Consider the following 25651-nt stretch of genomic DNA (forward strand, 5'->3'; position numbering starts at 1 on the left):
CGAACGGGTTGCTTGCGGCGAACGGGTTGCGCCCAACGGGACTCACCCGAGAGGGATCGCCAGCCGGTCGAACGGGATCGAATGGAGCGGGTGCCGCCACGATCCCGTCGATCGAGTGGTTCGATCACGTTCACGGACGACCGGCGGAACCGCTCGCCCCCGCGCCGACTGCACGTCGCGCCGGGGGAATCGAAGCTGGAGCACACCCGGCCGCGGTCGGACGCCCTCGAACACCGTCTCGGGCCCCGATCGGTGCGAACGGGGCGAGACGACTCGGGGGGATCCACTGCGGCCGGAGCCAATCTGCAGCGGCCGGAGCCGGACTGCGTCGGACCTGGGACCGCGGGCCGCTGGGAGTGGAGAACGTCGGCGGGGGCTGGATGCTGCTCGGCAGCGGTGGCCGGCGCGCGCGCCCGGCCGATCCCCGTGGTGGTCCTCGTCTCAGCGGGCCGGAGCGCGCGACGGTCCGACCGGTCGCGCGGGCCTCTCGGCCACCCATCAATCCTTAACGCGGTCCCGGGGGGGACTCGGCAAATCTTTCCCGGAATTCGGCCCCGGCCGGGCTGCGAACGAGGGTCAGCAGAGCCGCGGGGGCCAGCTCCTCCACCCGCAGCGTCGGGTCGATCCCGGCCTCGGCGATCCAGTGGTCGGCGGCCGCGAGTCCGCCGCACAGACCGGACAGGGGCGAACGCAGGCGCTTGCGTCGTTGGGTGAAGACCTGGGTCGCGAGGGCGTCGTAGGCGCGCAGCTCGACGGGCTCGAGCGCGGGCCCGTCCGCGCGGCGTTCGAGGCGGCAGATCGAACTGTCGACCTTGGGCCGCGGCCGGAAGCCGTCCGCCCCCACCGAGCGCAGGATGCGGCCCTCGTAGAACATCGCGAGGCGCGCGCCGAGCGGTCCCCACCCGTGCCCTCCTTCGCGCGCGCACAGCCGCTCGGCCACCTCGTGCTGGACGAGGACGGTCATGCTCTGTGGCGGATTGGGAAGGCGCGCGAGCAGGGCTACCACGGGCGAGGCCACGGCGTAGGGCAGGTTGCTGACGAGCGACCAGGGTTCCTTCGCGGGCAGGCGCTCGACCACGGCGGGAGCGAGCTCGTGCTTGCCCGCCAACACGTCGGTCAGGACGAGCTCGAGATCGGGCGCCGGTTCGAGCCACTGACGGGCGATCGGGACGAGTCGCTGGTCGACCTCGACGCCGATCACGCGCGCGCCCAGCTCGAGCAGGTGCGCGGTCAGGAACCCGAGCCCCACCCCCACCTCCAGCACGATCGCACCGGGCTCGACGCCACCGGCCACCGCGACCACGCGGCACAGGCCGTCGTCGACGAGGAAGTTCTGCCCCAGGCGCCTCGACGGCTTGAACCCCACGGTCTCGAGCTTCGAACGCAGCTGGTTCCACGTCGGGCGCTTGCGGTTCGAGGCCGGCATTTCGGTCGACGACGGTTCGCGATCCTCGGCATTCATCGGCGGGCTCCTTCGATCAGGGCTTCGATCCCGAAGCGCGCGCCCGCAGGCGGTCCGTCCGACAGCATGCGCTCGAGCAACGGGAGCGCCGGCCGCCCCCAGGTCTCGCCCAACGCGACCAGGCGATTGCGCGTGTCGGCGTTCGCGACGATCTGGGGCAGCTGTGCGAGCAGGAACGGCTCGGCCTCCGCAGCGCAGCGCACGCCCAGGTCCACCGAGCGACTGCCCGCGGGCAACGGAAGACAGTTGAAGTCGATCGGACCCGCCGGCGCGCTGGTGGTCGCGGTCCACAGCTCGTCGAGCGTCAGCAGGAACGAGCCCCCCATGGCCGAGGGCACCGCGGGATCGAACCACTCTTCACCGCTGATCGGAGGCAGCGAGCCCTCGACCCACTCCATGGCGTTGCCGATCAGGTCGTAGCAGCCGCTCGCCGAACGCCCCGACTCGAACGTCCCCACGGCGACCGGGCGCCACAGGCCGAGTTCGAGCGTGTTGGCGACCGAGAGGCGGCGCGTCTTGCCCCATGGGAAGCTCTGCAGTCCGGAGCCCGCGGCCACGTACATCCACTCCCCCGCCGTGAGCAGGCGCATGCCGCGTGCGCGGGCCAGTTGACGCGCTTCGTCGAGGTCGCAGAACGCGGGCCACGACCAGCGCGCGTCGCCGTGGGAGGGCGGCGTGTCCGACGTGCGCGCGAGCGGGTCGTCCAGACCACTGGGGTCGGGTGCCGCGCCCATGTGGTGCTCCCAGTCCGCGCGCGTGACCTCGAAGCGATCCACGAGCAGCGGATCCACCACGTGCAGCGCCTGGCGCAGGTCGAGTCCGCGCACCTCGACGGGACGGCCCGCGAGGTCGCAGCGTCCGGGCGGCACGAACGCCATGCGCTCGAGCTCGAACAGCACGCGGTCCTCGGCCGCGCCGGCGGAACAGCCGGCGGCGGCGAGGACCACGGGCACGAGGATCGCCACGCGAACGAGCGCGCGACGTGCGAACGGTCTCGGGGTCACGTGGTCGTCACCGTGACGCCGGGCGCCGCCTCACGTTCGAGCGCTCGCCCATCGCGACTACGGCTGCTCGGCGCCCTCGGCCTCGAGCACGACGAGTTCGACCCGGCGGTTCGCCTGCTGACCCTGGGGGGTCGCGTTGTCCGCGACCGGCAGGTAGGGACCGAAGCCGGCGACGAAGAGCTTCTCCTCGGGCAGTCCGCCCTGGGTCACGAGCAGGTCGCGAACCGCCAGTGCGCGCACGGTCGAGAGCTGGATGTTGCCGTAGGGGAACTTCGCGAGCGAGGCTTCGCGGCGCATCGGCACGTTGTCGGTGTGGCCCCGGACCCACAGCACGTCGAACGGCTTCGACGCGATGTCGGCGGCCAGTTCGAGCAACACCGCGCGGCCCTCGGGGCTCGGCTCGGCGGCGCCGGACGGGAAGACGACCGAGTCCGCGAGCGCGAAGCCATAGCCGCCCTCCACGTCGATCGTGGTCACGTCACCGGGCGCGCGTCCCAGGCGTCGGGCCAGTTCGTCGAGTCGGGCCATGCGCTCGTCGATGGCGGGATCGATCGGGGGCGCCGTGGCCTCGGTGGTGCTGACGACGGCCGGAGCCTCGTCGAGGCGGTTGCGCAGGTCCTCGAGCTCGACCTCGAGCTGCGTGTTGGCGTTGCGCAGGTCGAGGTACGACTCCTGGTAGAAGCGCGCGTCCTCGGACATCTCCTTGTAGCGCTGCTGGCTGACACAGCCCGTCGAGACGAGCAGGAGGGACGTGGTCGCGATGAGAGCGATGGAGCGGCGAAGGCGCAGATCGCGGAGCTGGGTGGCCATGGTCGGCGGGCGTTTCGGGGGTGGTGGCGAACGGACGGCGTCCGGACGCGGTCGGGGCGTCATCGATCGGGGGCGGCGTCGGGGAGCAGCGGCCGCGCCCGTGGTGCGGGTGTCGATTCGAACGATCCCGGCGGCTCGGCGCCAGTCGTCCGTGCCCGCGCGCTGCGGGCGATTCGTGGATTCGGGAGCCAGAGCGCCCGGAACGGCCGACGGGGCGCGCCCCGCCCGTGCGGAGCCGCCCCGTCGCTCGGGCTGCCGATCTGGTCCGGGGCGCCGGTCGACCGCCGTCGTCCGGAGCCTCGCGGTCCGAGCGACCGCGGGCGTCCCGGCGCGGACTACTCCTCGGAGGAGCCGTCGTCCGCCGCGTCCTCGTCCGACGCGAAGGGGTTCTGGGTCGGCGTCTCGTCGGCGGCGGCCTTGTTCGCGTCCGCGGGCGGTGTGGCCGGGGCTTCCGCGGGCGGAGCACCGACGAAGGTGCCCGCGATCGAGTCGGCGATGTCCGAGGTGCCGCCGTTCACGTTCTTCAGGACGGGGAACGCGAGGATCAGGATGATCGACGTCATGAACACGCCGGCCAGGGCCAGCGGGTTCATCGGCTCGACCGGAGCCTCGATGCGACGGCGCTTGGGCGCGTCCTCGGCCTCGTCCTCCTCCTCGAGGTCGTCGAGCTCGTCGAGGTCCTCCAGGTCGTCGAACTCGTCGAGCTCCTCCGTCATGAGCGTGCCTTCGACCATGGTGTCGGCGGCGGTCAGCTCCTCGGTGGCCATGCCCGGATCGGCGAAGTCGTCGGTGAGGACCAGGTCCTCGTCCGTCGAGTCGTCGAGATCGACCACGTCGCCGCCCATCAGTTCGCGGCGCAGCGTGTCCACGTCGGTGCGACGCAGCTTCATGGTCTCGCCGTCGCGGAAGGCGCGGATCTCGCCCTCGGAGACGAGGCGCTTGAGCTCCTCCTCCTTCAGGCGCAGGCGGTCGAGGGCTTCATCGAAGCTGAAGAACTCGTCTTGTTGGGTCACGACGTGCGGGGGATGGGGTTGAGGGAGGTCTCGTTCGGCGCGCACGCGGGCAGCACCGGGGAGGGTCGTTCGAGAGTGCGAGCGGTCCGAGAGCGACTGTCCGCAGGGATGTTTGGTGGTGCTCGCGCAGCGGATCAGCGTCCGTCGTCCGACTCGTCGGGGATGCGTTCGAACTGGCGTTCGAGATCGGCGTAGCTGTACTCCGACTCGTCCTTGAAGCCGACGAGCAACAGATCGAGGTCGATGCGACGCGCGCCGATCAGGCGCACGTTCTGGGTGCTCTTCGCGCCGCCGGTGGCCTGGTAGCAGGCGAGCTGCATGTTGATCGTGTCGATCAGGTACAGCACCGAAGCGCCGGTCACGTCGACGCCGGTGACCGCGATCATGCGGTCGTTGGAATCGCTGGTCGCGAAGGACGGCGTCGCCGGCACCGCGGTCGTGCCGTCCTGGACGATGGTGTTCTGCGCGCCGCTCGCCGCCGGGCCGATCGCTCCGGTCAGGAACGCGGTGAGACCGAGGAGTCCGAACAGGTTGGCGCCCAGGATCCCCACCCCCATCAGCCGCGATCCGCCGGCCGCCGGACGGGCGGCGAGGACGGGTTCGGACGACTGGGCCTCGGGGCCGTTCGACGGGACGTGCTGCGGTTGGACGTGATTCATGAGGGGGGTCGGCGGCGCCGTGGCACCGCCTGGGGGGAGCATGCTAGCGCGAACGGCGCCGGCGTTTCGAGGGGGCGACCCGAGGATCGCACGGGACCGGGCCCTTCGGCCCGGGCGTCCTAACCCGCCGAGCCGCGCAGGATACGCCCCGAGAGCACGGGACGGTCACCAGTCGGCGAAGTCCCCCACGATCGTCTGGGCCAGGTCCTTGAGGGTCACGAGGCCGAGCGGGCGCTTGGCGCCCTCCTCGCGCACCAGGGCCGTACGCTGACCGCGCGAGCGCAGGCGTGACAGGGCGCGGTCCACCGGCAGGCTGGGCGGGAACTCGATCATCCGGCGCAGGTTCGACTCGAGGACCCCGGGCCCGTCGTGGGACAGGACGTCCAGCTGGTGGACGTAGCCGCGCACGTCCCCGTCCGGCTCGACGACCGGCAGACGCGTGTGGTTCGAGACCCCGACGCGGGCGACCAGTTCCGTCTCGTCCACGTCGCTGGGAATGGTGGCGACCGAACTCCACGGGACCATGACCGAGGCGACCTGCATGGTCCGCACCTCGAGCACGTTCCGCGCCAGTTCGACCGCGTCCTGGGGCAGGGCTCCCGACAGGGTCCCCTCCTCGAGCATCTCGTAGACGTGCTCGCGGTTGCGCAGCTCCTCGAGGTTCGCGTCGTCGATGCCCATCAGGCGTTCGGAGACACGCGTCACCACGCCCAGCGGCCAGGACACGGGCAGGAACACGACGCGCGCCAACGCCACCACGGGTGCGGCGAATCCGAGCAGGCTGTGCGGGCGGCGCCGGAAGAGATCCTTCGGCACCAGCTCGGCGAACAGGAACACGACCGGCGTGAGGATCGCGGTCAGCACCAGTTCGCGACCGGTATCGGGCAAGAGACCCAGGTCCCCGAACAGCTCGTCGCCGAAGTGCGTGACGAGCTCGATCATCAGGTTGTTGCCGATCAGGATCGCGACGAGCAACGCGTGCTCGGAGCGCGCCAGGTAGCGCACGAGGCGCGCCATGCGCTTGCCCTGCTCGGCGTCGACCTCGAGGCGCGCGACCGACAGGCTGTAGAAACCCGTCTCCGCGCCGGAGAACAGCGCCGAGAGCGCGATACAGATCGAGAAGGCGATGAAGGCTTCCATCAGCCGTTGCCTCCCGAAGCCCGTCCGTCGCCGTCTCCGCCGTCGACGCGCACGTCGATCGCGATGACGCGCCGCGAGCGCACTTCGTCGACCTCGAGCGTCAACGCGCCGACCTTCACCTCGTCGCCGACGCGCGGCACGCGGCCGAGCAACGCCATCACGAGTCCGCCGACGGTCTCGAACTCGACGGGCAGCACGCGCTGACCGAAGTACTCGTTCCAGTCGCGCACGGAGAAGTGTCCGGGCACGCGGAACGTGCGTTCGCCGAGCGGCACGATGCGGTACACGTCGCGGCTCTCGCCCTCGGCGCGCAGGTCGCCGACGATCTCCTCGAAGACCTCCTCGATCGTGACGACGCCGGCGCTACCGCCCCACTCGTCGATGCAGACGGCTTCGCTCGTGCCCGCGCCGCGCAGCAGGCGCAAGAGGTCGAGCGCGCTGGCCACTTCCGGGACGTAGACCACCGGCATGACCAGTTCGGCCACCGCGCGGTCGGGCTCGCGCAACAGGTCGCGCAGCTTGACCATGCCGACCACCGCGTCCGGCCCGTCGTCGACGACCGGCAGCCACGCCACGCGCTCGCGCAGGGCCTGGGCCACCACCGTCTCGCGGTCCGAACCGTCGCGCGCGAGCCAGAGGGCGTCGACGCGCGGCGTCATGATCTCGCGCACGCGAATCGTCTTCAGCTCGACGACCTCGGACAACAGGTCGGCCTCGACCATGTCCAGGTGTCCGCTGGCGCCGGTGCGACCGAGCACGAGCGACAGTTCCTCGGGCGTCACGCGCCGTTCGTCGCGGGTGCCGGCGAGGCTCGCGAGGAACTCGAGCGCGCGGCCCAGCACCATCCGCACCGGCCACACCGCGCGCACGACGAGGCGCATCACCGGGGCGACGGCGCGCGCGATCGGCAACGGCGCGCGCAGGCCCAACGTCTTGGGCAACACCTCGCCGAACAGAAGGAGCGGGATCAGCACCACGACGACCCCCAGCACCGGGTGCAGCCCTCCGCCGCTCGTCAGCCGGTCGGCGAACGAGAAGAAGAGGATGTTCACCACCAGGTTGACGAACAGCACGCTGACGAGCAGGTCGCGCGGATGGGCGAGCAGTCGGTTCACCGCCTCCCCCGCCTGCTTGCGTTCGCGCTGGCTGAGTCCGAACAGCGCGGTCTCGCTCGCGCTGACCGTGCCGGAGCACAGGACCAACAGGCCGAGGACCACGTAGAGCCAGAGGTCGGTCACGGCTGGAACCTCACGACGCGGGAGCTCCCGGCAGGATGCAGGTGGCGACGAATCCACCGCCCGCGGGCGAACTCAGTTCGAGCTGGCCGCCGTGGGTGTCGATCACGTTGTGCACGATCGCGAGGCCCAGTCCCGTGCCCTTGCCGACCTCCTTGGTCGAGAAGAACAGATCGGTCAGGCGATCGAGATCCTCGGGCGGCGCGCCCGGGCCGTCGTCGCGCACTTCCAGGAGCACGTCCTGGCCGCGGCGCGCGAGCACGACCTCGAGACGACCGGGTCCCGCCGCGCTGCGCTCGTCCAGCGCGTCGAGCGCGTTGGCGAACAGGTTGAGCACGGCCTGGCCCAGTTCGTGACGCGCGCCGATCACCCACAGGGCGCCGCGCGGATCGAGCTCGCCGCTGGCCCAGGGCACGTACGGCGCACCGTCGAGCGTGCCCACGAGTTCGTGGCCAGCCGCCTCGACGCGGTGCCGCACGAGCGCGGCCGCGTCGCGCACGACCTCGCGCAGATCCACCGGAGCCGCGGCCGTCTGGCGCGGCGCCATGCGCAGCACCTTCGCGACGGTGCCCTCGATGCGCTCGAGTCCGTCGGCCAGCAGTCTCAGATAGCGCGCGCGCCGCTCGGGCGCGAGCTCGGCCGACTGCAGCGAGCGCACGGCGTTCTGCAGGCCGCCGAGCGGATTGTTGATCTCGTGGGCGATGCCGGCCGCCAACTCGCCCATCGCGGCCAGGCGCTTCTGGATGAGCGCCGCCGCCTCGGCCTTGCGCGCGAGCTGCAGCGCGTCGGCCACCTCGGACTCGAGGTCGAGCGTCAGAGTCTCGACGCGCTCTGCCATGCGGTTGAACGCGTGCAGGAGCTCGCTCATCTCGTCGCCCGAGTCCGAGGTCTCGACGCGCGCCGCCAGATCGCCGGCGGTGACGCGCGACGCGGCGGAGGCGAGTCGACGCACGGGCGCGATCACGAGTGGCTGTAGAGCGGCGAACGTCCCCACCAACAGGAGCACCGTGGAGACCGCGAAGCCCGACCACAACAGTCGCGACAGGTCCGCGCCCGTGCGATCCAGGCGCGGCGCGAACCACAGACCGCCCCAGGTCCGGCCCTCGACGACCAGCGGCACGGCGAAACCGCCGGCGACGGCCTGGCGCTGTCCGGACTCCATGCAGACGGCGAGGCTCTCGAGCACCGGCTCGCGGCGGGCGATCGGTGCCACCTGGCCCTTGGGGTGCAGCGCCACGCCGCGCGGCGTCAGACTGCCGTTCGGGGCGCGCTCGAGGTTGCGGTCCACCACCAGCGCCTCGGCCACGTTCGACCAACCCGGCCAGTCGAGGATGCGCGCCACGTTGAGGCCGCCCTTGGGCAGGATCGTGCCCTCGAGCGTGGCCACGATCTGCTCGCGGAACTCGGCCACGAGCTCCGAGCGCTGTTCTTCGATCCGATCGGTCAGGAACGTGCCCACGCCGGCGAAGACCGCCAGATTGAGCGCCGCCAGGAGCGCGAACACGCGCAGTCCGAGGCGCGCTTTCACGGCCGCGCTCCGAGAGACCCGGTCGGCAACGGTGCGCTCACGAGCGCGCCCTCACGAACGGTGACGCTGGAAGCGGCACCGCCCGGGTCAGTGGCTCCTGACTGGCGTCTGGCACCTGGGATCACGCGGCCGCGAAGGACGAGGTGATCTTGAGCAGCGGCAGGAACATCGCCACGACCAGGAATCCGACCATGGCCGCGATGATGACGAGCAGCATCGGCTCGAGCACGCGGAAGAACAGGTCGATCTTGCGCTTGACCTGGTTCTCGTACGCCGCGGCCACCTTGAGCAGCATCGTGTCCAGTTCACCGGTCTGCTCGCCGACCTCGACCATGTTGCACACGAGTGCGTCGAACGTGCCCGACTCGACCATCGGGCGCGAGATGGTCTCGCCCTCGCGCACGGTCGTCCGCACGTCGTCGATCGCGCCGTAGAACACTTCGTTGTCGGTCGTGTCGCGCGCGATGCCGAGCGCGTCGAGGTGCGGGACGCCGGCCTGGACCAGGGTTCCGAACGTGCGGCTGAACGCGGCGATCTCGCCCTGCTTGAGAATGGCGCCGAGGTACGGCAACCGCATCAACAGGCCGTGGATGAAGTAGCGGTACCCGCCGCTCGCGCGCATCATCACGACGTGCAGCACGATCAACAGGACCGGCACACCGAGCACGGCGTACCAGTACTGGACGGTGAAGTCGCTGAGGCCGAGGAGGATCCGCGTCGGCGCCGGCAGTTCGCCGCCGAGCGAGCTGAGCACCTCGCCGAACTTCGGGATGACGAAGGCCATCGCGGCCGCGATCACGCCCAGGGCCACGACGATGACCACCGCCGGGTAGATCATCGCCGAGAGGATCTTGCTGCGGATCTCGGCGGCGCGCTCGCGGAAGTCGGCGATGCGCAGCAGGACCACGTCGAGCACACCGCCCGTCTCGCCCGCGCGGACCATCGCCGCGAACAGGTTGTCGAAGACGCGTGAGTGCTTGCCCATCGCCTCGGACAGGGGCGTGCCCGAGGAGACGTCCTCGACCAGCTCGCCCATCAGGGCCTTGAACGGTCCGGCCTTGGCCTGGCCCTCGAGGATCTGGAGCGCGCGCACCACCGGGATGCCGGCCTCGGTCAGCGTCGCGAGCTGGTGCGTGAAGTCCGTGACCAGGTCGCCGGCCACGCGCCGCCCCTCGCCCTTCTTCTTGGCTCCGCGTGCGTTGCCCGAGCCGCCGCTCCCGGAGCTGCGGCCCGCGGAAGCACCGCTCGTGCCGCGGCCCTTCGCGCTGACCGTTCTGTTGAGCTTCTTCGCCATGGGATGGGGTCGTGGTGCCGGCCAGTAGCCAGGATTCGGCCGCCCGGGGAGGCCGCCGCCGGTCCGCGTGACCGAGGACGGTAGCGCCTGGGAGTGGCCGGCGAAAGCGCCCGGGCGTCCCGGCCTCGCGCCGCGACGCGCTCGCGACTCAGACGGGAGCCGTCTCGCGCAGGATCTCCTCGATCGTCGTGTCGCCGCGGGCCACGGCGCCCAGTCCGGCCTCGCGCAGGGTGCGCATGCCGTGCTTGCGGGCCATGTCGCGCACGACGGCGGTCGAGGCGTTCGCGAGCACCAGGCCGCGCAGGTCGTCGTCGAGGATCATGATCTCGTTGATCGCCGTCCGCCCGAGGTAGCCGGTGTGGAAGCACTCCTTGCAGCCCTTGCCGAAGAAGACCTCGCGGCCGGCGAGCAGCTTCGCGTCGGGGCCGAGCTCGAGCAGCAGCTCCTCGTCGGGCACGAAGCCCTGCTTGCAGTGCGGGCAGACCCGGCGGACCAGACGCTGCGCCACCACGGTCTCGAGCGTCGCGGCCAGGAGGAAGGCCTCGATCCCCATGTCGAGCAGACGGGTGATCGCGCTCGGGGCATCGTTCGTGTGGACCGTGGCGAACACGGTGTGTCCGGTGAGGCTGGCTTCGATGGCGGTCGCGGCCGTCTCGCGGTCGCGGATCTCCCCCACCAGGATCTTGTCCGGGTCCTGGCGCAGCACCGTGCGCAGCACCGCCGCGTAGTCCACGCCGATGTCCGAGTGGATCGGCACCTGCACCACGCCCTCGATGTCGTACTCGACCGGATCCTCGACCGTGATGATCTTCACGGTCGGGTCGTTGGCCTCGTTGAGCATCGCGTAGAGCGTCGTCGTCTTGCCCGAGCCCGTGGGCCCCGTCACCAGCACGATCCCGTTCGGCAGGCGCGTCATCTGGCGCAGCAGCTTCTCGTCGCGCGGCTCGTAGCCGAGCGCCTTCAGGTCGAGGCTGACGGCGCTGCGGTCGAGCACGCGCAGCACCGCGCCCTCGCCCGAGATGCCGGGCAACGTCGCCACACGCAGGTCCACCGCGCGCCCGTCGATCGCCAGCGCGATGCGCCCGTCCTGGGGCAGCTTCGTCTCGGCGATGTCGAGGTCGGACAGCACCTTGATGCGCGAGATGAGCGCCGAAGCCAGGTGCCGCGGCGGCGACTCGACCTCGTACAGCGCGCCGTCGACGCGGTAGCGGATCCGGAAGTCGTCCTCGTAGGTCTCGAAGTGGATGTCGCTCGCGCGGTCGCGGATCGCGCGGTGCAGGATCGAGTTCAGAAGGCGCACGACCGGCGCGCTCGCGCCCGGATCGCCGGAGCCGTCGAGCGACTTCGCGGCGGCGGCGACGGCGTCCGAGAGGCTCTGCTCCTCGCCGTACTCCCGTCGGATCGCGGCTTCGATCGCCTTCGACTCGGCCACGACCGCGCGCAGGGTGCGGCCGGTCGCGAAGCCGAGGTCGTCGAGCACCGCCGTGTTCAGCGGATCCGCGAGCGCCACGATCAGCTCTCCCCCTTCGACCCGCAGCGGCAGCACGCGGAACGTGTGCGCCGTGCTGCCGTCGACGAGTTCCAGGGCCTCGGGCGTCGAGACGAGCGCGTCGGCGGGCACGGACTCGAGGCCGGCCTGTTCGGCGAGTGCCGCCGCCAGTTGATCGGGCGTGCAGAGCTTCATCGCCGTGAAGTGCTGACCGATCAGTCCGCCGTGCTTGCGCTGCTCGCCGAGCGCCTGCTGCACCTGGGCCTCGGAGAGCACTCCGTTCGCCTTCAGGATCTGGCCGACGAGGCGGCGGCCCGTTGTGGCGTTGGCGCTCATCCGAGGCGCGCCTCCAGGTCCGCGCGGTCCTGCGCGGCGTCGAGGGCCGTGTCCTTCGTGATCGCGTCCTGGCGCACCAGGTCGAGCAGGTAGTCGTCGAGCGTGACCATCCCGAAGCGCCGCGAGGTCTGGATCGTCGACTGGATCTTGTTCGTCTCGTTCTTGCGGATGAGGTTGCCGATCGCCGGGGTCATCAGCATCACCTCGAAGGCCGCGATGCGCCCGTTGCCGTCCTTGCGCGACAGGAGCGCCTGGGAGATGACGGCCTGCACCGAGACCGACAGCTGGGCGCGGATCTGCTCCTGCTGGTTCGCCGGGAACGCGTCGATCATCCGGTCGACGGTGCGCGCGGAACCGGTCGTGTGCAGCGTGCCGAACACGAGGTGACCGGTCTCGGCCGCGGTGATGGCGGCGGCGATCGTCTCGAGGTCGCGCATCTCACCGACCAGGATCACGTCCGGGTCCTCGCGCAGGGCGCGGCGCAGCGCCTCGGGGAAGTCGGGCACGTCCTCGCCGACCTCGCGCTGGGTGACGATGCCCTTCTTGTGCGTGTGCCGGAACTCGACCGGGTCCTCGATCGTGATGATGTGGCGGTCCTGGTGCGTGTTGATCCAGTCGATCATCGACGCCAGCGTGGTCGACTTGCCCGAACCCGTCGGTCCGGTGACGAGGACCAGTCCGCGCGGTCGCTTCAGAAGCTCGCGGCACTTCTCGGGCAGGCCGAGCGCCTCCATCGACAACAGGTCCTGCGGGATCAGTCGCAGCACCGCTCCGATGCCGGCGCGCGTGCGCATGACGTTGACCCGGAAGCGGTTGCCCGACTCGTGCTCGAGCGCGAAGTCGGTCGTGCCGATGCGTTCGACCTCCGCCCAGCCGGTCTCGGTGCAGATGCCGCGCGCGAGTTCCTTGGCGCGCTCGCCCGTGAGCTTCTCGTCGGAGAGCTCGACCAAGCGGCCGGAGATGCGGAACACCGGCGGGCGACCGGGAGCGAGGTGCAGGTCGGACGCGCCGCGCTCGATGGCCTGGGCGAGGAGTTGTTGGATCGTCATGGGATGGGGAGCGGTCGTGCGTGCGGGCGGGCGGCGTGCGGTGTGCGTCTCAGTCGGCCTCGACCACCTCGAGCGCTCCGGCGGCGCGCGTCACGCGCAGCACCTCGGAGACGCTGGTGGTGCCGGCCATGACCTTGCGGGCGCCGTCGGTGAGCAGGGAGCGCAGGCGCCCCGAGTTCTCCGCCGTGCGGCGCAACAGATCGAGCGAGTTGCCCTCGAAGATGATCTCGCGCAGGGCGGGATCGAGCTCGAGCAGCTCGAACAGACCGACGCGGCCCTTGTAGCCGACGCCTTCGCAGGTCGTGCAGCCGCCGGGACGGTAGAAGGTCGTCCCGACGTGCGCGCTGGGTTCCAGTCCGAGCGCGCGCAGTTCCTCGGGCTCGGCCTCGTACGGCTTGCGGCACTCGGGGCACAGGCGGCGCACCAGGCGCTGGGCCATGACGCCCTGCACGGCGGCCGAAGCGAGGAAGGGCTGGATGCCCATGTCGATCAGGCGCGTGATCGCGCTGGCCGCGTCGTTCGTGTGCAGCGTGCTGAACACGAGGTGACCGGTGAGCGCGGCCTGCACGGCCACCTCGGCCGTCTCGAGGTCGCGGATCTCGCCGACCAGGATGACGTTCGGCGCGGCGCGCAGCATGGCCCGCAGGATGCGCGCGAAGGTCAGGCCGACCTTCTTGTTCACCTGCACCTGGTTGATGCCGCTGATGTGGTACTCGACCGGATCCTCGGCCGTGATGATCTTCACGTCCGGCCGGTTGAGCGCTCGCAGCGCCGCGTACAAGGACGTGGTCTTGCCCGAACCCGTCGGGCCCGTCACCAGGACGATGCCGTTGGGCCGCGAGATCAGGCGGTCGAACCACTTCTGGTCCTCGCCGTCGAAGCCGAGGTCCGCGAGCGACAACAGGTTCGCGTTGCGGTCCAGGAGGCGCATGACGATCGTCTCGCCGTGGTTCGACGGCAGGATCGAACAGCGCACGTCCAGTTGCGTCGTCCCGAGCTTCACCTCGATGCGCCCGTCCTGGGGCTTGCGCTTCTCGGCGATGTCCATCGAGCCCATGACCTTCAGGCGGCTGACCAGCGGCGCGGCCAGGTGCTGGGGGTGCATGGCGATCTCGCGCAGCACGCCGTCGATGCGGTAGCGCACGCGCAGACCGGCCTGCTCGGGCTCGAGGTGGATGTCCGAGGCGCGCAGCTTGAGCGCGTCGGCGAACATGCGCCCCACCAGGCGGATGACCGGCGCGTCGTCGCCGTCCGCGCCCGCGACGAGCGACGCTTCGAGCGCGTCCGCCGTGGCACCGACCGCCGCGTCCGAATCGCCGTAGTACTTGGCCAGCGCGCTCGACAGGGCCTTGGGCGTCGTCAACGCGCAGCGCACGTCGCGCCCCAGCTGGAACTGCAGCTGGTCGGCCACGATCCGCTTCGAGGGATCGTCCACCGCGACCACCAGGGCGCCGCCCTTCTCGATCACCGGCACGATGCGTTGCTCGACGGCCAGGTCGGCGGGCACCATCTGGAGCACCTGCTCGCTCACGTTGCCCTTGGACAGGTCCACGAAGGGCAGGCCCTCGATCTTCGCCAGGCCGCGGTAGACGCTGGCCTCGTCCGCGTGCCCCAGCTCGATCAGACCCTCGGCCAGGGTCTTGCGGCGTTCGCGGGCCCAGACGAGGGCGGCGCGGACCTTGTCGGCATCGACGACGCCGGCCGCGATGAGCATCTCTCCGAGTTCGTTGGCCAAGGGGGGATCGGTGGTCGGGAATGCAGCGGGAGGGGGCGGGAACGGTGTAGACACCCGCCGCCGCTCGGACGCACCGCCGAAGCGGGTGCGAGCGGGACCGGTCCTAGCCGCGGCGGCGCGCGGGACTACCGACCGGTCGGACGGGGGCGCGGAGGATACCAGCCGAGGGCACCCGTTCCGTCACCGGGTCCGCGCCTCCCACGACGCCCACTCACGGTGCCCGTTCGATCAGCTCGGCCAGCATGCAGCGCACGCCCCCACCGCCGACGTCCTCGATCGTGGACACGTCGGGGGCGACGATCGCGCCGGTGCGCTCGAGGCGGGCGAGCCGCTGCGGTCCGAACGCCTCGGCCGCGCGGGCGCTCATGGCCCAGACCCCGTCGCCCGCGCGCGTGCGCAGGAAGAGGACGTTGCCGCAGAAGGCGAGCAGGTCCGACTCGGACAGAGGCATCAGCTCGCGCCCGGTGGCCTCGAGTTCGCTGGCGAGCGTCGCGCGCTCGCTCCCGTCGGGCACCGCGTCGAGGCCGACGAGCGCCACGTCCGGGCCCAGGGCCAACATCACGTTCGTGTGGTAGATCGGCGCGCCGCGTAGTTCGGTGCGAAAGGACACCGCTCGGTAGTGAAGCGCGTCGCACCAGTCCGCGAGCAGTCCCGCATCCGTGCGCGAGGCCAGCGCCGCGAAGACGATCCGCCGCTCGCGATCGGGGATCAGCGACCCCGTGCCCTCGAGGAAGCGGCCGTCCGCCTCGGCCGCGCGCAGGTCGAGCGTGGACGTGGCTCCCACCGCCGTCGCGATGCGCGCGATGAACGCGGAACGGGCCTCGCGCCGCCGCGTCGGCGACTCCATCGGGTACAGCACGAGCCGCCCGTCCGCGTGGGTCGTGAACCAGTTGTTCGGGAAGCAGGCGTCGGGACCGGGCGGCACACCGTCGAAGTCGCGGTCCTGTTCGGCGACGACCTCCACACCGGCGGCGACGAGCGCCTCGTGCAGGGCGTCCCACTCGCCCTGGGCGCGCTCGAGCAGCGTCGCATCGTCGGCTGCGGTGTCCCCGGCGCGGGCCTGGAACACGTTGGACGCCGCCGTCTCCGGGTTCGCACCGAACGCGCCCGGCCGCACCATGAAGACGGTCGAGGCGAAGGCCGGCTCGGGCGCCGGCTGGGGCGGGGACGCGCTCACTCGGTCAACCCCAGGTGCTCCTGGATGTGGCGCCAGCGGTACTCGAGCAGGTGCGGGCTCCCGACGCCGTGCCGCGAGTTCGCGTACAGCATCATGTCGAAGTTCGTCTTGCCGGCCTTCTGCAGCGCATCGGCGAGCATGATCGTGTTCTGCAGGTGCACGTTGTCGTCCATCGTGCCGTGCATCAGCACCAGGTGTCCGGACAGATCCTTCGCCGCGTCGATCACGCTCGACGCCGCGTACCCCTTCGGATTGTCCTTCGGCGTGCTCATGTAGCGCTCGGTGTAGATCGTGTCGTACAGACGCCAGTCGTAGACGCCGGCACCGGCGAGACCGAGCGCGAACTTCTCGCTGTGCGTCAACGCGAAGCCGGCCATGAAACCGCCGTAGCTCCAGCCGGCGATCGCGACGCGTCCCGAGTCGCCGCGGTGGTCCGCGACCACGTGGTCGACGGCGTCCTCGAGGTCGCGCAGTTCGGTGACACCGAGCTGGCGATAGCAGGCCGACGTGTGCTCGAGACCGCGCCCGCTGGCCGAACGCACGTTGACCTGCAGCACGATCGCGCCGCGCTGGGCGAGGAACTGGTGCCACGTGCTCGGCCGCCACGCGTCGCGCACGCTGGGCGCGTCGGGACCCGAGTAGGTGTCGAGGAAGATCGGCCGCGGCCCCTCGAACTCGCCCTCGGGCGGCAGGATCACCGTCGCGTCGAGCCGATAGCCGTCGCGCGCCGGGATCGACAACAGCTGCGTGGGCAGGCGCCGGACGTCGTCGAGGATCTGGCTCCGGCCCAGGTCGAGCACCACGTCGCCGCTCGCGGCCTCGATCACGCGCGCGGCCGTCGGCTGCTCGAGCGACGACCAACTGTCCACGTAGTAGCGCCCGTCCGCGCTGAAACTGATCGAGTGCGAGCCCCGCTCGTTCGTCCGGCGCGGCAGCCCGTCCACCTCGCCGTAGACCGTCGAGTACAGGTTCTGGCCGAGGGCGCCGTCGCGCGTGCCCATGAACCAGATCGTGCGATTCGACTCGTCCACGTACAGCACCTCCGTCACGTCCCAGTCGCCGTCGGACAGCTTCTCGATCAGCGTGCCGTCCTTCGCGTAGTGGTAGAGGTGGCGGTACCCGGTGCGGTGGCTGGCCCACAGGAACGTCTCGTTGTTCAGCCAGTGGGGTGCGTCGGGGCGCGGAGTCCAACTCTTCGAACGCTCCTCGATGATCGGCGTCGACTCTCCCGTTTCGGGATCGATCAGCACGAGCCAGGCGTGCTGTTGGATGCGGTCCTGGACGGTGGCGACGATGCGCCCGCCGTCCGGCATCCAACCGACGCGCACGACCAGGAAGCCCTTGGGCATGTCGTCGAGCTTCGCCCACACGATCTGCTTCGTGTCCGGGTGCGCGACGCCGAGGCGCGTCACCGGGTTCGCGTCGCCCGACTTCGGATAGCGCAGGTACTCGGCTTCGACGCCGCGATTCTCGTCGAGCCCGCCCGGCAGCACGTGATCGACGATGGTGAACGTCGGCACCGCGCTCTCGTCCAGCGCGAGGAAGGCCACCGCGTCGCCGCGCGGGCTCCACCAGTGGCCGTTGAAGTCGCCGCGGCCGTAGACCTCTTCCTGGTAGACCCAGTCGAGCACGCCGTAGAGCCGCTCCGGGTTCTTCTCGCCGATGTCCCAGCGCGAACCGTCCGCGACCGACACGACGACGAGGTCGGACCCCGAGACGAACGACGCCCAGTGCTCGCCCGGCGCGAGGGCCGCGAGCCGTTCGTCGCCGCGACCTTCGACCAGCACGCGCGAGCCACCCTGACCGTCCTCGTACACCACCTGGTTGCCGCGCTGGATGCGGACGCGCGGCTCGGGTTGGCGCTCGGCGGCGGCGGGTTCCTCCACCTGGATGCGCTGCTCGGGATCGAAGTAGACGGTGCGGTCGCCACTGCCGTAGCGCAGCACGTTCCCGTCGCCGACCCAGCGCGCGCGCGGACTCGGCCCGTTCCAACGCACCCCGCGGCTCCGCACGTCGTCGAGCGTGACCGGTCGCCCCTCGCGGGTCGCTTCGGCGGCGGCCGGTGCGACGCGCGGTGCCGCTTCTTCCTCGTCGTCGCCGACGTCGGTGCGGTTCTCGACCGCCGCGGCGTCACCGTCGCTCGCCTCCGTCTCCTGCAGCGATCCTGCCCAGCACGGCGTGAACAGAACGAGGGTCGCGGCCACGAAGGCGGCGCCGCTACGGCGAAGATCGATCATGGCTTGGTTGGAAGGCGAGCGCCCGGGCGGGCGCGGCGTCGTGCGGGTCAGACCGCGAGCTCGGGACGGTTCGCGAAGTGTTCGAGGACCTTGGGGTTCGCCAGGGCGTCGGCGTTGTCGACCGGCTGGCCGTTGACGGTCCGGGCGATCGCCGCCTCGGAGATCTTGCCCGAGAGCGTGCGCGGAAGATCGGGAACCTGACAGATCACGCGCGGGACGTGGTGCGGGCTGGTGCGTTCGCGAACGGTGGTCCGGATCGTATCGCGCAGCCCGTCGTCGAGCATCTGGCCTTGCGGCAACACGACGAACAGCACGATGCGCACGTCGCCGTCCACGTCCTGACCGACGACCGCGCACTCGGTGACCGCGTCGAGGTCGTCGACCGGGCGCGTGACCTCGGCCGAACCGATGCGCACGCCGCCGGGGTTCAAGGTCGTGTCGCTGCGGCCGTGGAAGACGATGCCGCCCTCTTCCGTGCGCTCGACCCAGTCGCCGTGGCACCAGACCGTGGGAAAGCGCGCGAAGTAGCTCTCGTGGTAGCGCGTCCCGTTCGGATCGTCCCAGAAGCACACGGGCATCGACGGGAACGCCAGCGAGCAGACGAGCTCGCCCTTCTCCCCCACCGGCAGCGGGCGTCCGTCGGGCCCGAAGACCTGGACCTGCATGCCGAGACCGGGGCCCTGGAGTTGGCCGCGGTACACGGGCTCGAGCGGGTTGCCGAGCGCGAAGCACGACACGATGTCCGTGCCGCCCGCGATCGAGGCCAGCTGCACGTCCGGCGCCACGTCCCGGTAGACGAAATCGAAGCCCTCCGGCGCCAGCGGCGAACCCGTCGACAGGATCGTGCGCAGGCGCGACAGGTCGCAGGACGCGCCGGGCTTGGCGCCGCTCTTCTCGAGCAGCGCCAGGTACTTCGCGCTGGTGCCGAACACGGTCACGCCTTCGGCCTCGGCCAGGCGCCACAGACCGAGCGCGTCCGGTGCCATCGGCGAGCCGTCGTACAGCACGAGCGTGGCGCCGGTGAACAGACTCGACACGAGCCAGTTCCACATCATCCAGCCGCAGGTCGTGAAGTAGAAGATCGTGTCGTCGCGCGTGAGACCCGTGTGCAGCACCAACTCCTTCGCGTGCTGGAGCAGCGTGCCGCCGGCGCCGTGGACCATGCACTTGGGCAGGCCGGTCGTGCCGCTCGAGTACATGACGTAGAGCGGGTGGTCGAACGGCAGGTGTTCGAACGCGGGCTCGGTCGCGTCGCGGTCGCCGAACGCGTCGAAGGTCGTGACTTCGAGGCCCTTCGCCGCCGGGACGACGCTCGGATCGCCGCACAGCACCACCGCGGCCAGCTGTCCGTCCGCGCGAGCGCGCAATTCGTCGACGACGCGCGCCACCTTGTCGCCGTAGGGCCGCGGCTTGCCGGCGTAGAGCGTGGAATCGGCCGCGAACAGCACTTTCGGAGCGATCTGGCCGAAGCGGTCGAGCACGCCCTGGATGCCGAAGTCGGGCGAACAACTCGACCACACAGCGCCGAGGCTCGCCGTGGCGAGCATCGCGATCACGGCCTCGCTGCGGTTGGGCAGGTAGCCGACCACGCGGTCGCCGACGCCGACGCCGACCGCGCGCAGTCCGGCCTGGACGCGCGCGACCTCGCGGGCGAGTCCCGCGTAGGACAGCTCGCGCACGCGGCCGTCCTCGTTCCACTCGACCAGCGCGCGCCGCTCGTCTCGGAAGCGCAGCAGGTTCTCGGCGAAGTTGAGGCGCGCCCCCTCGAACCAGCGCGCGCCCGGCATGCGGGACGGGACGTCGACGACCTCGGTACCGCGCTCGGGCGCGACGACGCCGCAGAAGTCCCAGATCGCGCTCCACAGGGCGCGCGGTTCGGCGATGGACCAGGCGTGCAGTCGCGCGTAGTCGCCCGCACCGATCTCGAGTCCGTCGAAACCCGCGGCCGAGCGCGCGAACGCCGCCATGTTCGACGACGCCGCGCGCTCGGGCGACGGGCTCCACAACGCCTCGCGATCGCTCATTCCGTGGCCTTGTCGGCGGCCTTCTCGGCGCTCCTGTCGTTCGGATCGACCACGCGACCGACGCAGGGACCGAAGCCGATCCGGCGTGCGCCGGGCGCTTCGCAGTGGCCGGTCAGGACCACTTCGTCGCCGTCCTCGAGGAAGCGCCGCTCCTCGCCGCTGGGCAGCGCGATCGGGTCGCGGCCGCGCCAGGTCAGCTCGAGCAGGCAGCCGCGCGCCGAAGCGTCGGGCCCCGAGACCGTGCCCGAACCGAGCAGGTCGCCCGCGCGCATCAAGCAGCCGTTCGACGCGTGGTGCACGACCATCTGCGCCGGCGACCAGTACATGTCGCGGAACGAGGCCTCGGACAGGCGCAGGTGCGGCTGGTCGTGGGCGCGCATCGCGGCGCTCGACAGGTGCGCGCCGACCTTCACGTCGAACGCGGCCTTGCTCTCGCCGCCCGACAGGTACGGCAGCGGCTGCGGATCGCCGGCCGGACGCTCGGGCGCCGCGACGCGGAAGGGCGCGAGCGCGTCGGTCGTGACGATCCAGGGCGAGATCGTCGAGAGGAAGCTCTTCGCGAGGAACGGGCCGAGCGGCTGGTACTCCCAGGCCTGCATGTCGCGCGCCGACCAGTCGTTGAGCAGACAGAAGCCGAACAGGTGTTCCTCGGCCTCGTCCATGGTGATCGGACGGCCGAGCTCGTGCGTGCCGCCGAAGAAGAGGCCGACCTCGAGCTCGTAGTCCAGGCCCTTGCACGGTCCGAAGGCCGGATCGACGTCGGGGTCGGGGCGGCGTTGTCCGGACGGGCGTTGCACCGGCGTGCCCGACGGGCGGATCGTGGACGAGCGGCCGTGGTAGCCGATCGGGATCCACTTGTAGTTGGGCAGCAGCGGGTTGTCCGGGCGGAACATCGACCCGACGTTCGTGGCGTGGTGCACCGAGGCGTAGAAGTCGGTGTAGTCGCCGATGGTCGCCGGCATCAGCATCTCGACCTCGTCCATCGGGATCAGCACGTGGTCGATCGTGGCGGTGTCGGACTCGAGCGACGAACCGCGCCGCAACAACCGCGACAGGGCCAGGCGCAGTTCGCGCGCGGGGCCGCGGCCGAGCGCCATCAGGCCGTTGAGGTTCGGCTCGCGCACGGCGGCGCGCAGCTCGGCGTCCAGGTCGTCGAACAGGCCGGACTCCTCGGCGCCGCGCAGCTTCAGCACGCGATCACCGATCGCGACCGCGCAGAACGACTTGCCGTCCGGACGCCGCCGGGCGGTGCCGAGCGGCAGGTTCTGGACGGGGAAGTCCGCGTCGGGAGCGTTGGCGCTCTCGATGAAGCTCTCGAGCGCGGGGTCGTGGGTCTCGTCGATCGTGATCATCAGGTGCCCGGTGTGCGGGCGGGGTGCTCGAGCCATCCGAGGGCACAGAGGTCCTCGAGGGGCTCGTCGAAGGAACACGAGCCGAACGCGCTGATGAAGCGTCCGCGCAGCTCGCGCAGTTGGTCGGTGGTGAGAACGGCCGGGGCCCGGCCATCCAGTTCGACGCTCAGTCCCGCGGACGTGGCGCGGAACGAGCGCGCGTCGGGGGCGAGCAGACAGCGCTCGACCGTGGCCACGTCGGCGCCGTGCTCGAAGGCGAGTCCGGCGGCGGCGTAGGCGTTCACGAAGCCGTGCATCGGGCCGATCGGTCCGGCGGGTTCGTAGGTGAGCGCGCGCGTGGCGCACAGGGCGTGGTGCAGGCCGGCGGTCAGTTTGACGGGCAGGCGGCGCGCGGCGCAGGCGACGAGGAAGCGCGCGACCACGTCGGCCGGCGGGATCGCGGCGGCGACGACCGCGCCCGTGCGCAGCTTGGCCCGCGCTCCCACGGCGGCGATCGCGTCGAGGAGCGGCGCCCAGTCGTCGGGCCGGTCGGCAGCGACCTCGACGACGACGTCGGTGGGCGCGGCGACGAGCGGCGCGAGGGCGCGGGCGGCAGCGGTGACGTCCGCAGCCGAGGCGACGCGGCACTCGAAGGCCTGGACGTCGAGGGCGGGGCCGGCGCCAGCGAGACCGTCGTCAGCGGGGTCCTGCTCGGCGGCCGCGGCCACCAGGTCGGCCGTCCGGTCGAAACGCTCCCCCACCACGGCGGTGATCGGCCAGGGGGCGGAACCTGCGTCGTGCTCGCGGACCCACGCCGCGAGGCTCGAGAGATCCCCCTGGGCGACCGCCGCGCGACCCAGTACCCAGGCCCACTTCGAGCGCCGGTAGCCGGCGAAGTTCGCCGCCGCCGCCTCGAGGTCGAGGCCGGCCGGGGGGAAGGTCCCGGCGTAGTCGACGAGCCCGACGAGCAGAGGCTCGAGGGCCGGGGCACGCAGCCCGGATCGGATCGGTTCGCTCATGCGAGCGGGGGAGGATACAGGCGGCGGTTGGCCCTCGCAGCCCCGCTCCCCCAGCCCTATCCTCATTCGCCCGTCCGCCGCCGGGTCGGTGAGCGCCCGGGGACACCCAGGGCGTGGTCGTGGTGGCCGGAAGGACCGCTCCAGCCTCACGGAGCGTGCTCGGGTTCGGGCCGCGGTTCCGTCACGGTTCGTTCGCGGTTCGTTCGCGATCGCTGGGCCTCGAACCGCTCCGCGCCCCACCCATCCACCGACGCCCCGCCTCTGGAACGCCTCGCCACGGCGGCCGGCGCGCGCCTCCACCGCTCACCGACCGCCCGCGCGCCGCGTTCCAACCGGTCGCTGCGCTCCGCCGGTCGCACACCACCCGCCAAGCTCCACCGTTCGAGCACCCCCGTTCGAACTCCACCGTTCGAACTCCACCGAACACGCACCGCCGCGGCCCGCCCGCACCGGTCCGACTTCCACCGACTCCCCCTCTCGACCCGCTCCGCCGATCCTTCCTCCGAGGACCCTTCGCCGCGAGCCCGACGACGCTCCAGCCATGACTTCGAACCCCCTCACGCTCAAGCGCATCCACCACGTCGAGTTCTACGTGGGCAACGCCAAGCAGGCGGCCTTCTTCTACCGCCAGGCGATGGGCTTCGACCTGATCGGCTATCTCGGCTTCGAGACCGGCTACCGCGACATCGTCTCGTACGCGCTGAAGCAGGGGAAGGCGCAGTTCGTGATGACGAGCACGTACCAGTCCACCGGGCTGATCGCCGAACACGCGAAGAAGCACGGCGACGGCGTGCGCGACGTGGCCTTCGAGGTCGAGGACGTGGACGCCGCCTACGCGGAAGCGATCCGCCGCGGCGCCGAGTCCGCCCAGGAGCCGATCACGCGCAGCGACGAGTACGGCTCGATCCGTCACGCCGCGATCAAGACCTACGGCGACACGATCCACAGCTTCATCGACAAGCAGAACTACAAGGGTCCGTTCCTGCCCGGCTACGACCCGCGCTTCGAGACGGGCGAAGGCGCGGGGATCCTCTACGTGGACCACGTGGTCGGCAACGTCGAGGTCGGCAAGATGGACCACTGGTGCGACTGGTACGAGAAGGTCCTCGGCTTCGAGCGCTACATCACCTTCGACGACGAGACCATCAAGACCGAGTACAGCTCGCTGATGTCGGTCGTGATGAGCGACGACAACCAGGTCATCAAGTTCCCGATCAACGAGCCGGCCTACGGCAAGAAGAAGAGCCAGATCGAGGAGTACCTCGACTTCTACGAGGGTCCGGGCGTGCAGCACGTGGCCCTGGCGACGAACGACGTCTGCCACACGGTCAGCGACCTGCGCCGCCGCGGCATCGAGTTCCTGAACGTTCCCGAGACCTACTACGAGTCGATCTGGGAGCACGTGGGCGAAGTGCGCGAGGACACCGAACTGATCAAGCGCCTCGGCATCCTGGCCGACCGCGACGAGGACGGGTACCTCTTGCAGCTCTTCACCAAGCCCGTGCAGGACCGCCCGACGGTGTTCTTCGAGTTCATCCAGCGCGCGGGCTGCAAGGGCTTCGGCGCGGGCAACTTCAAGGCGCTGTTCGAGGCGATCGAGCGCGAGCAGGCCCTGCGCGGCAACCTCTGACCGCGCGGGTTGGGGTCTGACTCCAGTTCGTCGCACCGACGTGTTGGGGTCTGACTCCGTACCGGATCGACCGACCAATTTGGTGCGGCACCTTTCGTCGGTCCATCGACGAACTGGTGCCTGACACCGTACGACCTGACACCGTACGACCGTGACACCATACGACCTGACACCGCGACCGTACGGTGTCTCGACCGTAGGGTGTCTGACCCCCATCCGCCGCTCGACCGACCAACTTGGTGCGGCACCTTTCGTCGGACCATCGACGAACTGGTGCCTGACACCGTACGAACCTGCGGCCCGGCCGCGCCCCTCCGCATGCCGATCTACCAGACCCGCGGCGAGCTGCCGCGCAAGCGCCACCAGGTCCTGCGCCGCCCCGACGGCGAGCTGTACCGCGAGGAGCTCGTGGGCAACTACGGCTTCAACGGCCCGTCGAGCCTGCTCTACCACACCGAGCAGCCGACGGCGGTCGTGGACACGCGCTGGGTGGCGGACATGACGCCGGTGCAGGCGCCGTCGAAGGACCACCGCAATCGGCACTTCCGCACGAGCCCGATCCCCCACGGCGGCAACTGGGTCCAGCAACGCACGCCGCTGCTCTTCAACGACGACGTGGTCATCTCGATCGCGCGTCCGACCGAGGCCGGGGACTTCTGCTACCGCAACGGCGAGGGCGACGAGCTGCTGTACGTGGCGGACGGAGAGGGCGTGCTCGAGACCGCGTTCGGCCTGATCGAGTACCGGCGAGAGGATTACCTGGTGATCCCGCGCGGCATCGTGCACCGCCTCGTGCCGAAGCAAGGAGTCGAGCACTGCGTATTGGTCCACGAGTTCCGCGGCCACGTGACCACGCCGCGCCGCTACAAGAACCAGCAGGGTCAGCTGAAGGAGGGTTCGCCGTTCTCCGAGCGCGACCTGCGCACGCCCCAGGACCTCTTCCAGCGCTCAGGCCCGGCGACCGTGATGGTCAAGCACGCTGGCCAGCTGCACGAGTACTCGCTCGCGCACCACCCCTTCGACGTGGTGGGCTGGGACGGCTACTACTTCCCCTACGCGTTCAATGCGCGCGACTTCGAGCCCCTGGTCGGTCGCTACCACCTGCCGCCGCCCGTGCACCAGACCTTCGAGGCCGAGGGCGCCGTCATCTGCACGTTCGCGCCCAGGCCGTTCGACTTCGGCGAGGGAGCGATTCCCGCGCCGTACGCCCACAGCAACGCCATGAGCGACGAGGTGATCTTCTACGCCTCGAAGGAGTTCATGAGCCGCAAGGGCGTGGAGTACGGAAGCATCACGTTGCACCCGGATGGCGTGCCGCACGGTCCGCAGCCCGGCAAGACCGAAGCCAGCATCGGTGCCACGTGGACCGACGAGCTGGCCATCATGTGCGACACCTTCCGGCCGCTGAAGGTGGCCGAGGGTGCGGTGGAGTACGAGGACGAGGGGTACTTCACGAGTTGGGTGGAGTAGATGGACCGC

General features: G+C 70.8%; 19 protein-coding genes. 2 read left to right on the forward strand and 17 right to left on the reverse strand.

Annotation, left to right across the window (positions count from 1 at the left end):
* Positions 1-505: 505 nt before the first annotated feature.
* From rsmA to Pla163_RS12325, 17 genes are all read right to left on the reverse strand, one after another.
* On the reverse strand, positions 506-1462 hold the full coding sequence (gene rsmA, locus Pla163_RS12245; protein ID WP_145188616.1) for a 16S rRNA (adenine(1518)-N(6)/adenine(1519)-N(6))-dimethyltransferase RsmA: 957 nt from the start codon (positions 1460-1462) through the stop codon (positions 506-508).
* Complete coding sequence (locus tag Pla163_RS12250; RefSeq protein ID WP_145188619.1) at positions 1459-2466, reverse strand: formylglycine-generating enzyme family protein; 1008 nt, start codon at positions 2464-2466, stop codon at positions 1459-1461. The genes rsmA and Pla163_RS12250 overlap by 4 nt, the downstream gene beginning before the upstream one ends.
* A 57-nt stretch (positions 2467-2523) precedes the next feature.
* The gene (locus Pla163_RS12255; protein WP_419185878.1) at positions 2524-3276 is read right to left on the reverse strand and encodes an OmpA/MotB family protein; all 753 of its coding nucleotides are present in this window, start codon (positions 3274-3276) and stop codon (positions 2524-2526) included.
* 335 nt (positions 3277-3611) lie between these two features.
* The gene (locus Pla163_RS12260) at positions 3612-4289 is read right to left on the reverse strand and encodes an excisionase family DNA-binding protein (protein ID WP_145188625.1); all 678 of its coding nucleotides are present in this window, start codon (positions 4287-4289) and stop codon (positions 3612-3614) included.
* A gap of 134 nt (positions 4290-4423) precedes the next feature.
* On the reverse strand, positions 4424-4948 hold the full coding sequence (locus Pla163_RS12265) for a hypothetical protein (RefSeq protein WP_145188629.1): 525 nt from the start codon (positions 4946-4948) through the stop codon (positions 4424-4426).
* 165 nt (positions 4949-5113) lie between these two features.
* The gene (locus Pla163_RS12270) at positions 5114-6088 is read right to left on the reverse strand and encodes a CNNM domain-containing protein (protein WP_145188632.1); all 975 of its coding nucleotides are present in this window, start codon (positions 6086-6088) and stop codon (positions 5114-5116) included.
* Positions 6088-7326, reverse strand: coding sequence for a hemolysin family protein (locus Pla163_RS12275; protein ID WP_419185879.1), 1239 nt, complete (start codon positions 7324-7326; stop codon positions 6088-6090). The genes Pla163_RS12270 and Pla163_RS12275 overlap by 1 nt, the downstream gene beginning before the upstream one ends.
* A 10-nt stretch (positions 7327-7336) precedes the next feature.
* Positions 7337-8851 (reverse strand): sensor histidine kinase, encoded by a 1515-nt coding sequence (locus tag Pla163_RS12280; protein WP_145188637.1) that lies wholly within the window; start codon positions 8849-8851, stop codon positions 7337-7339.
* A gap of 121 nt (positions 8852-8972) precedes the next feature.
* Entirely contained in the window at positions 8973-10145 is a 1173-nt protein-coding gene (locus Pla163_RS12285) for a type II secretion system F family protein (RefSeq protein ID WP_145188640.1), read from the reverse strand.
* A gap of 148 nt (positions 10146-10293) precedes the next feature.
* Positions 10294-11970 (reverse strand): GspE/PulE family protein, encoded by a 1677-nt coding sequence (locus Pla163_RS12290; protein WP_145188644.1) that lies wholly within the window; start codon positions 11968-11970, stop codon positions 10294-10296.
* A complete protein-coding gene (locus tag Pla163_RS12295) occupies positions 11967-13019 on the reverse strand; it encodes a type IV pilus twitching motility protein PilT (RefSeq protein ID WP_145188647.1) in 1053 nt (350 codons plus the stop codon). The genes Pla163_RS12290 and Pla163_RS12295 overlap by 4 nt, the downstream gene beginning before the upstream one ends.
* A 49-nt stretch (positions 13020-13068) precedes the next feature.
* Positions 13069-14754 carry a GspE/PulE family protein gene (locus Pla163_RS12300; RefSeq protein ID WP_145188650.1) on the reverse strand — a complete coding sequence of 562 codons (1686 nt, stop codon included), beginning with the start codon at positions 14752-14754 and terminating at the stop codon, positions 13069-13071.
* A gap of 211 nt (positions 14755-14965) precedes the next feature.
* A complete protein-coding gene (locus Pla163_RS12305) occupies positions 14966-15931 on the reverse strand; it encodes an arginine deiminase-related protein (RefSeq protein WP_145188653.1) in 966 nt (321 codons plus the stop codon).
* Positions 15928-18168, reverse strand: a complete 2241-nt coding sequence (locus Pla163_RS12310) for a S9 family peptidase (protein WP_145188656.1) — start codon at positions 18166-18168, stop codon at positions 15928-15930. Before Pla163_RS12310 ends, Pla163_RS12305 begins: the two co-directional genes overlap by 4 nt.
* 47 nt (positions 18169-18215) lie before the next feature.
* The gene (locus Pla163_RS12315) at positions 18216-20192 is read right to left on the reverse strand and encodes an acetoacetate--CoA ligase (protein WP_145188659.1); all 1977 of its coding nucleotides are present in this window, start codon (positions 20190-20192) and stop codon (positions 18216-18218) included.
* Positions 20189-21544: a fumarylacetoacetase gene (gene fahA / locus Pla163_RS12320; RefSeq protein WP_145188663.1), complete on the reverse strand. Its 1356-nt coding sequence runs from the start codon at positions 21542-21544 to the stop codon at positions 20189-20191. Before fahA ends, Pla163_RS12315 begins: the two co-directional genes overlap by 4 nt.
* The gene (locus tag Pla163_RS12325; RefSeq protein WP_145188666.1) at positions 21544-22542 is read right to left on the reverse strand and encodes a hypothetical protein; all 999 of its coding nucleotides are present in this window, start codon (positions 22540-22542) and stop codon (positions 21544-21546) included. The genes fahA and Pla163_RS12325 overlap by 1 nt, the downstream gene beginning before the upstream one ends.
* Positions 22543-23083: 541 nt before the next feature.
* On the opposite strand from Pla163_RS12325, the gene hppD reads away from it, so the two are divergent.
* Together hppD and Pla163_RS12335 are read left to right on the forward strand one after the other, a co-directional pair.
* A complete protein-coding gene (gene hppD / locus Pla163_RS12330) occupies positions 23084-24172 on the forward strand; it encodes a 4-hydroxyphenylpyruvate dioxygenase (protein ID WP_145188669.1) in 1089 nt (362 codons plus the stop codon).
* Positions 24173-24490: 318 nt separating this feature from the next.
* Positions 24491-25642, forward strand: a complete 1152-nt coding sequence (locus Pla163_RS12335) for a homogentisate 1,2-dioxygenase (RefSeq protein WP_145188672.1) — start codon at positions 24491-24493, stop codon at positions 25640-25642.
* Positions 25643-25651 lie beyond the last annotated feature (9 nt).

The organism is Rohdeia mirabilis (genome assembly GCA_007750655.1).
In the GTDB taxonomy this organism is placed as follows: Bacteria; Planctomycetota; UBA1135; order UBA1135.

Coding starts and splice junctions, on each gene's coding strand:
- rsmA (WP_145188616.1), bottom strand. CDS start 1,462: ATGAATGCCGAGGATCGCGAACCGTCGTCGACCGAAATGCCGGCCTCG.
- Pla163_RS12285 (WP_145188640.1), bottom strand. CDS start 10,145: ATGGCGAAGAAGCTCAACAGAACGGTCAGCGCGAAGGGCCGCGGCACG.
- Pla163_RS12270 (WP_145188632.1), bottom strand. CDS start 6,088: ATGGAAGCCTTCATCGCCTTCTCGATCTGTATCGCGCTCTCGGCGCTG.
- fahA (WP_145188663.1), bottom strand. CDS start 21,544: ATGATCACGATCGACGAGACCCACGACCCCGCGCTCGAGAGCTTCATC.
- Pla163_RS12255 (WP_419185878.1), bottom strand. CDS start 3,276: ATGGCCACCCAGCTCCGCGATCTGCGCCTTCGCCGCTCCATCGCTCTC.
- Pla163_RS12295 (WP_145188647.1), bottom strand. CDS start 13,019: ATGACGATCCAACAACTCCTCGCCCAGGCCATCGAGCGCGGCGCGTCC.
- Pla163_RS12265 (WP_145188629.1), bottom strand. CDS start 4,948: ATGAATCACGTCCAACCGCAGCACGTCCCGTCGAACGGCCCCGAGGCC.
- Pla163_RS12315 (WP_145188659.1), bottom strand. CDS start 20,192: ATGAGCGATCGCGAGGCGTTGTGGAGCCCGTCGCCCGAGCGCGCGGCG.
- Pla163_RS12290 (WP_145188644.1), bottom strand. CDS start 11,970: ATGAGCGCCAACGCCACAACGGGCCGCCGCCTCGTCGGCCAGATCCTG.
- Pla163_RS12310 (WP_145188656.1), bottom strand. CDS start 18,168: ATGATCGATCTTCGCCGTAGCGGCGCCGCCTTCGTGGCCGCGACCCTC.
- Pla163_RS12335 (WP_145188672.1), top strand. CDS start 24,491: ATGCCGATCTACCAGACCCGCGGCGAGCTGCCGCGCAAGCGCCACCAG.
- hppD (WP_145188669.1), top strand. CDS start 23,084: ATGACTTCGAACCCCCTCACGCTCAAGCGCATCCACCACGTCGAGTTC.
- Pla163_RS12325 (WP_145188666.1), bottom strand. CDS start 22,542: ATGAGCGAACCGATCCGATCCGGGCTGCGTGCCCCGGCCCTCGAGCCT.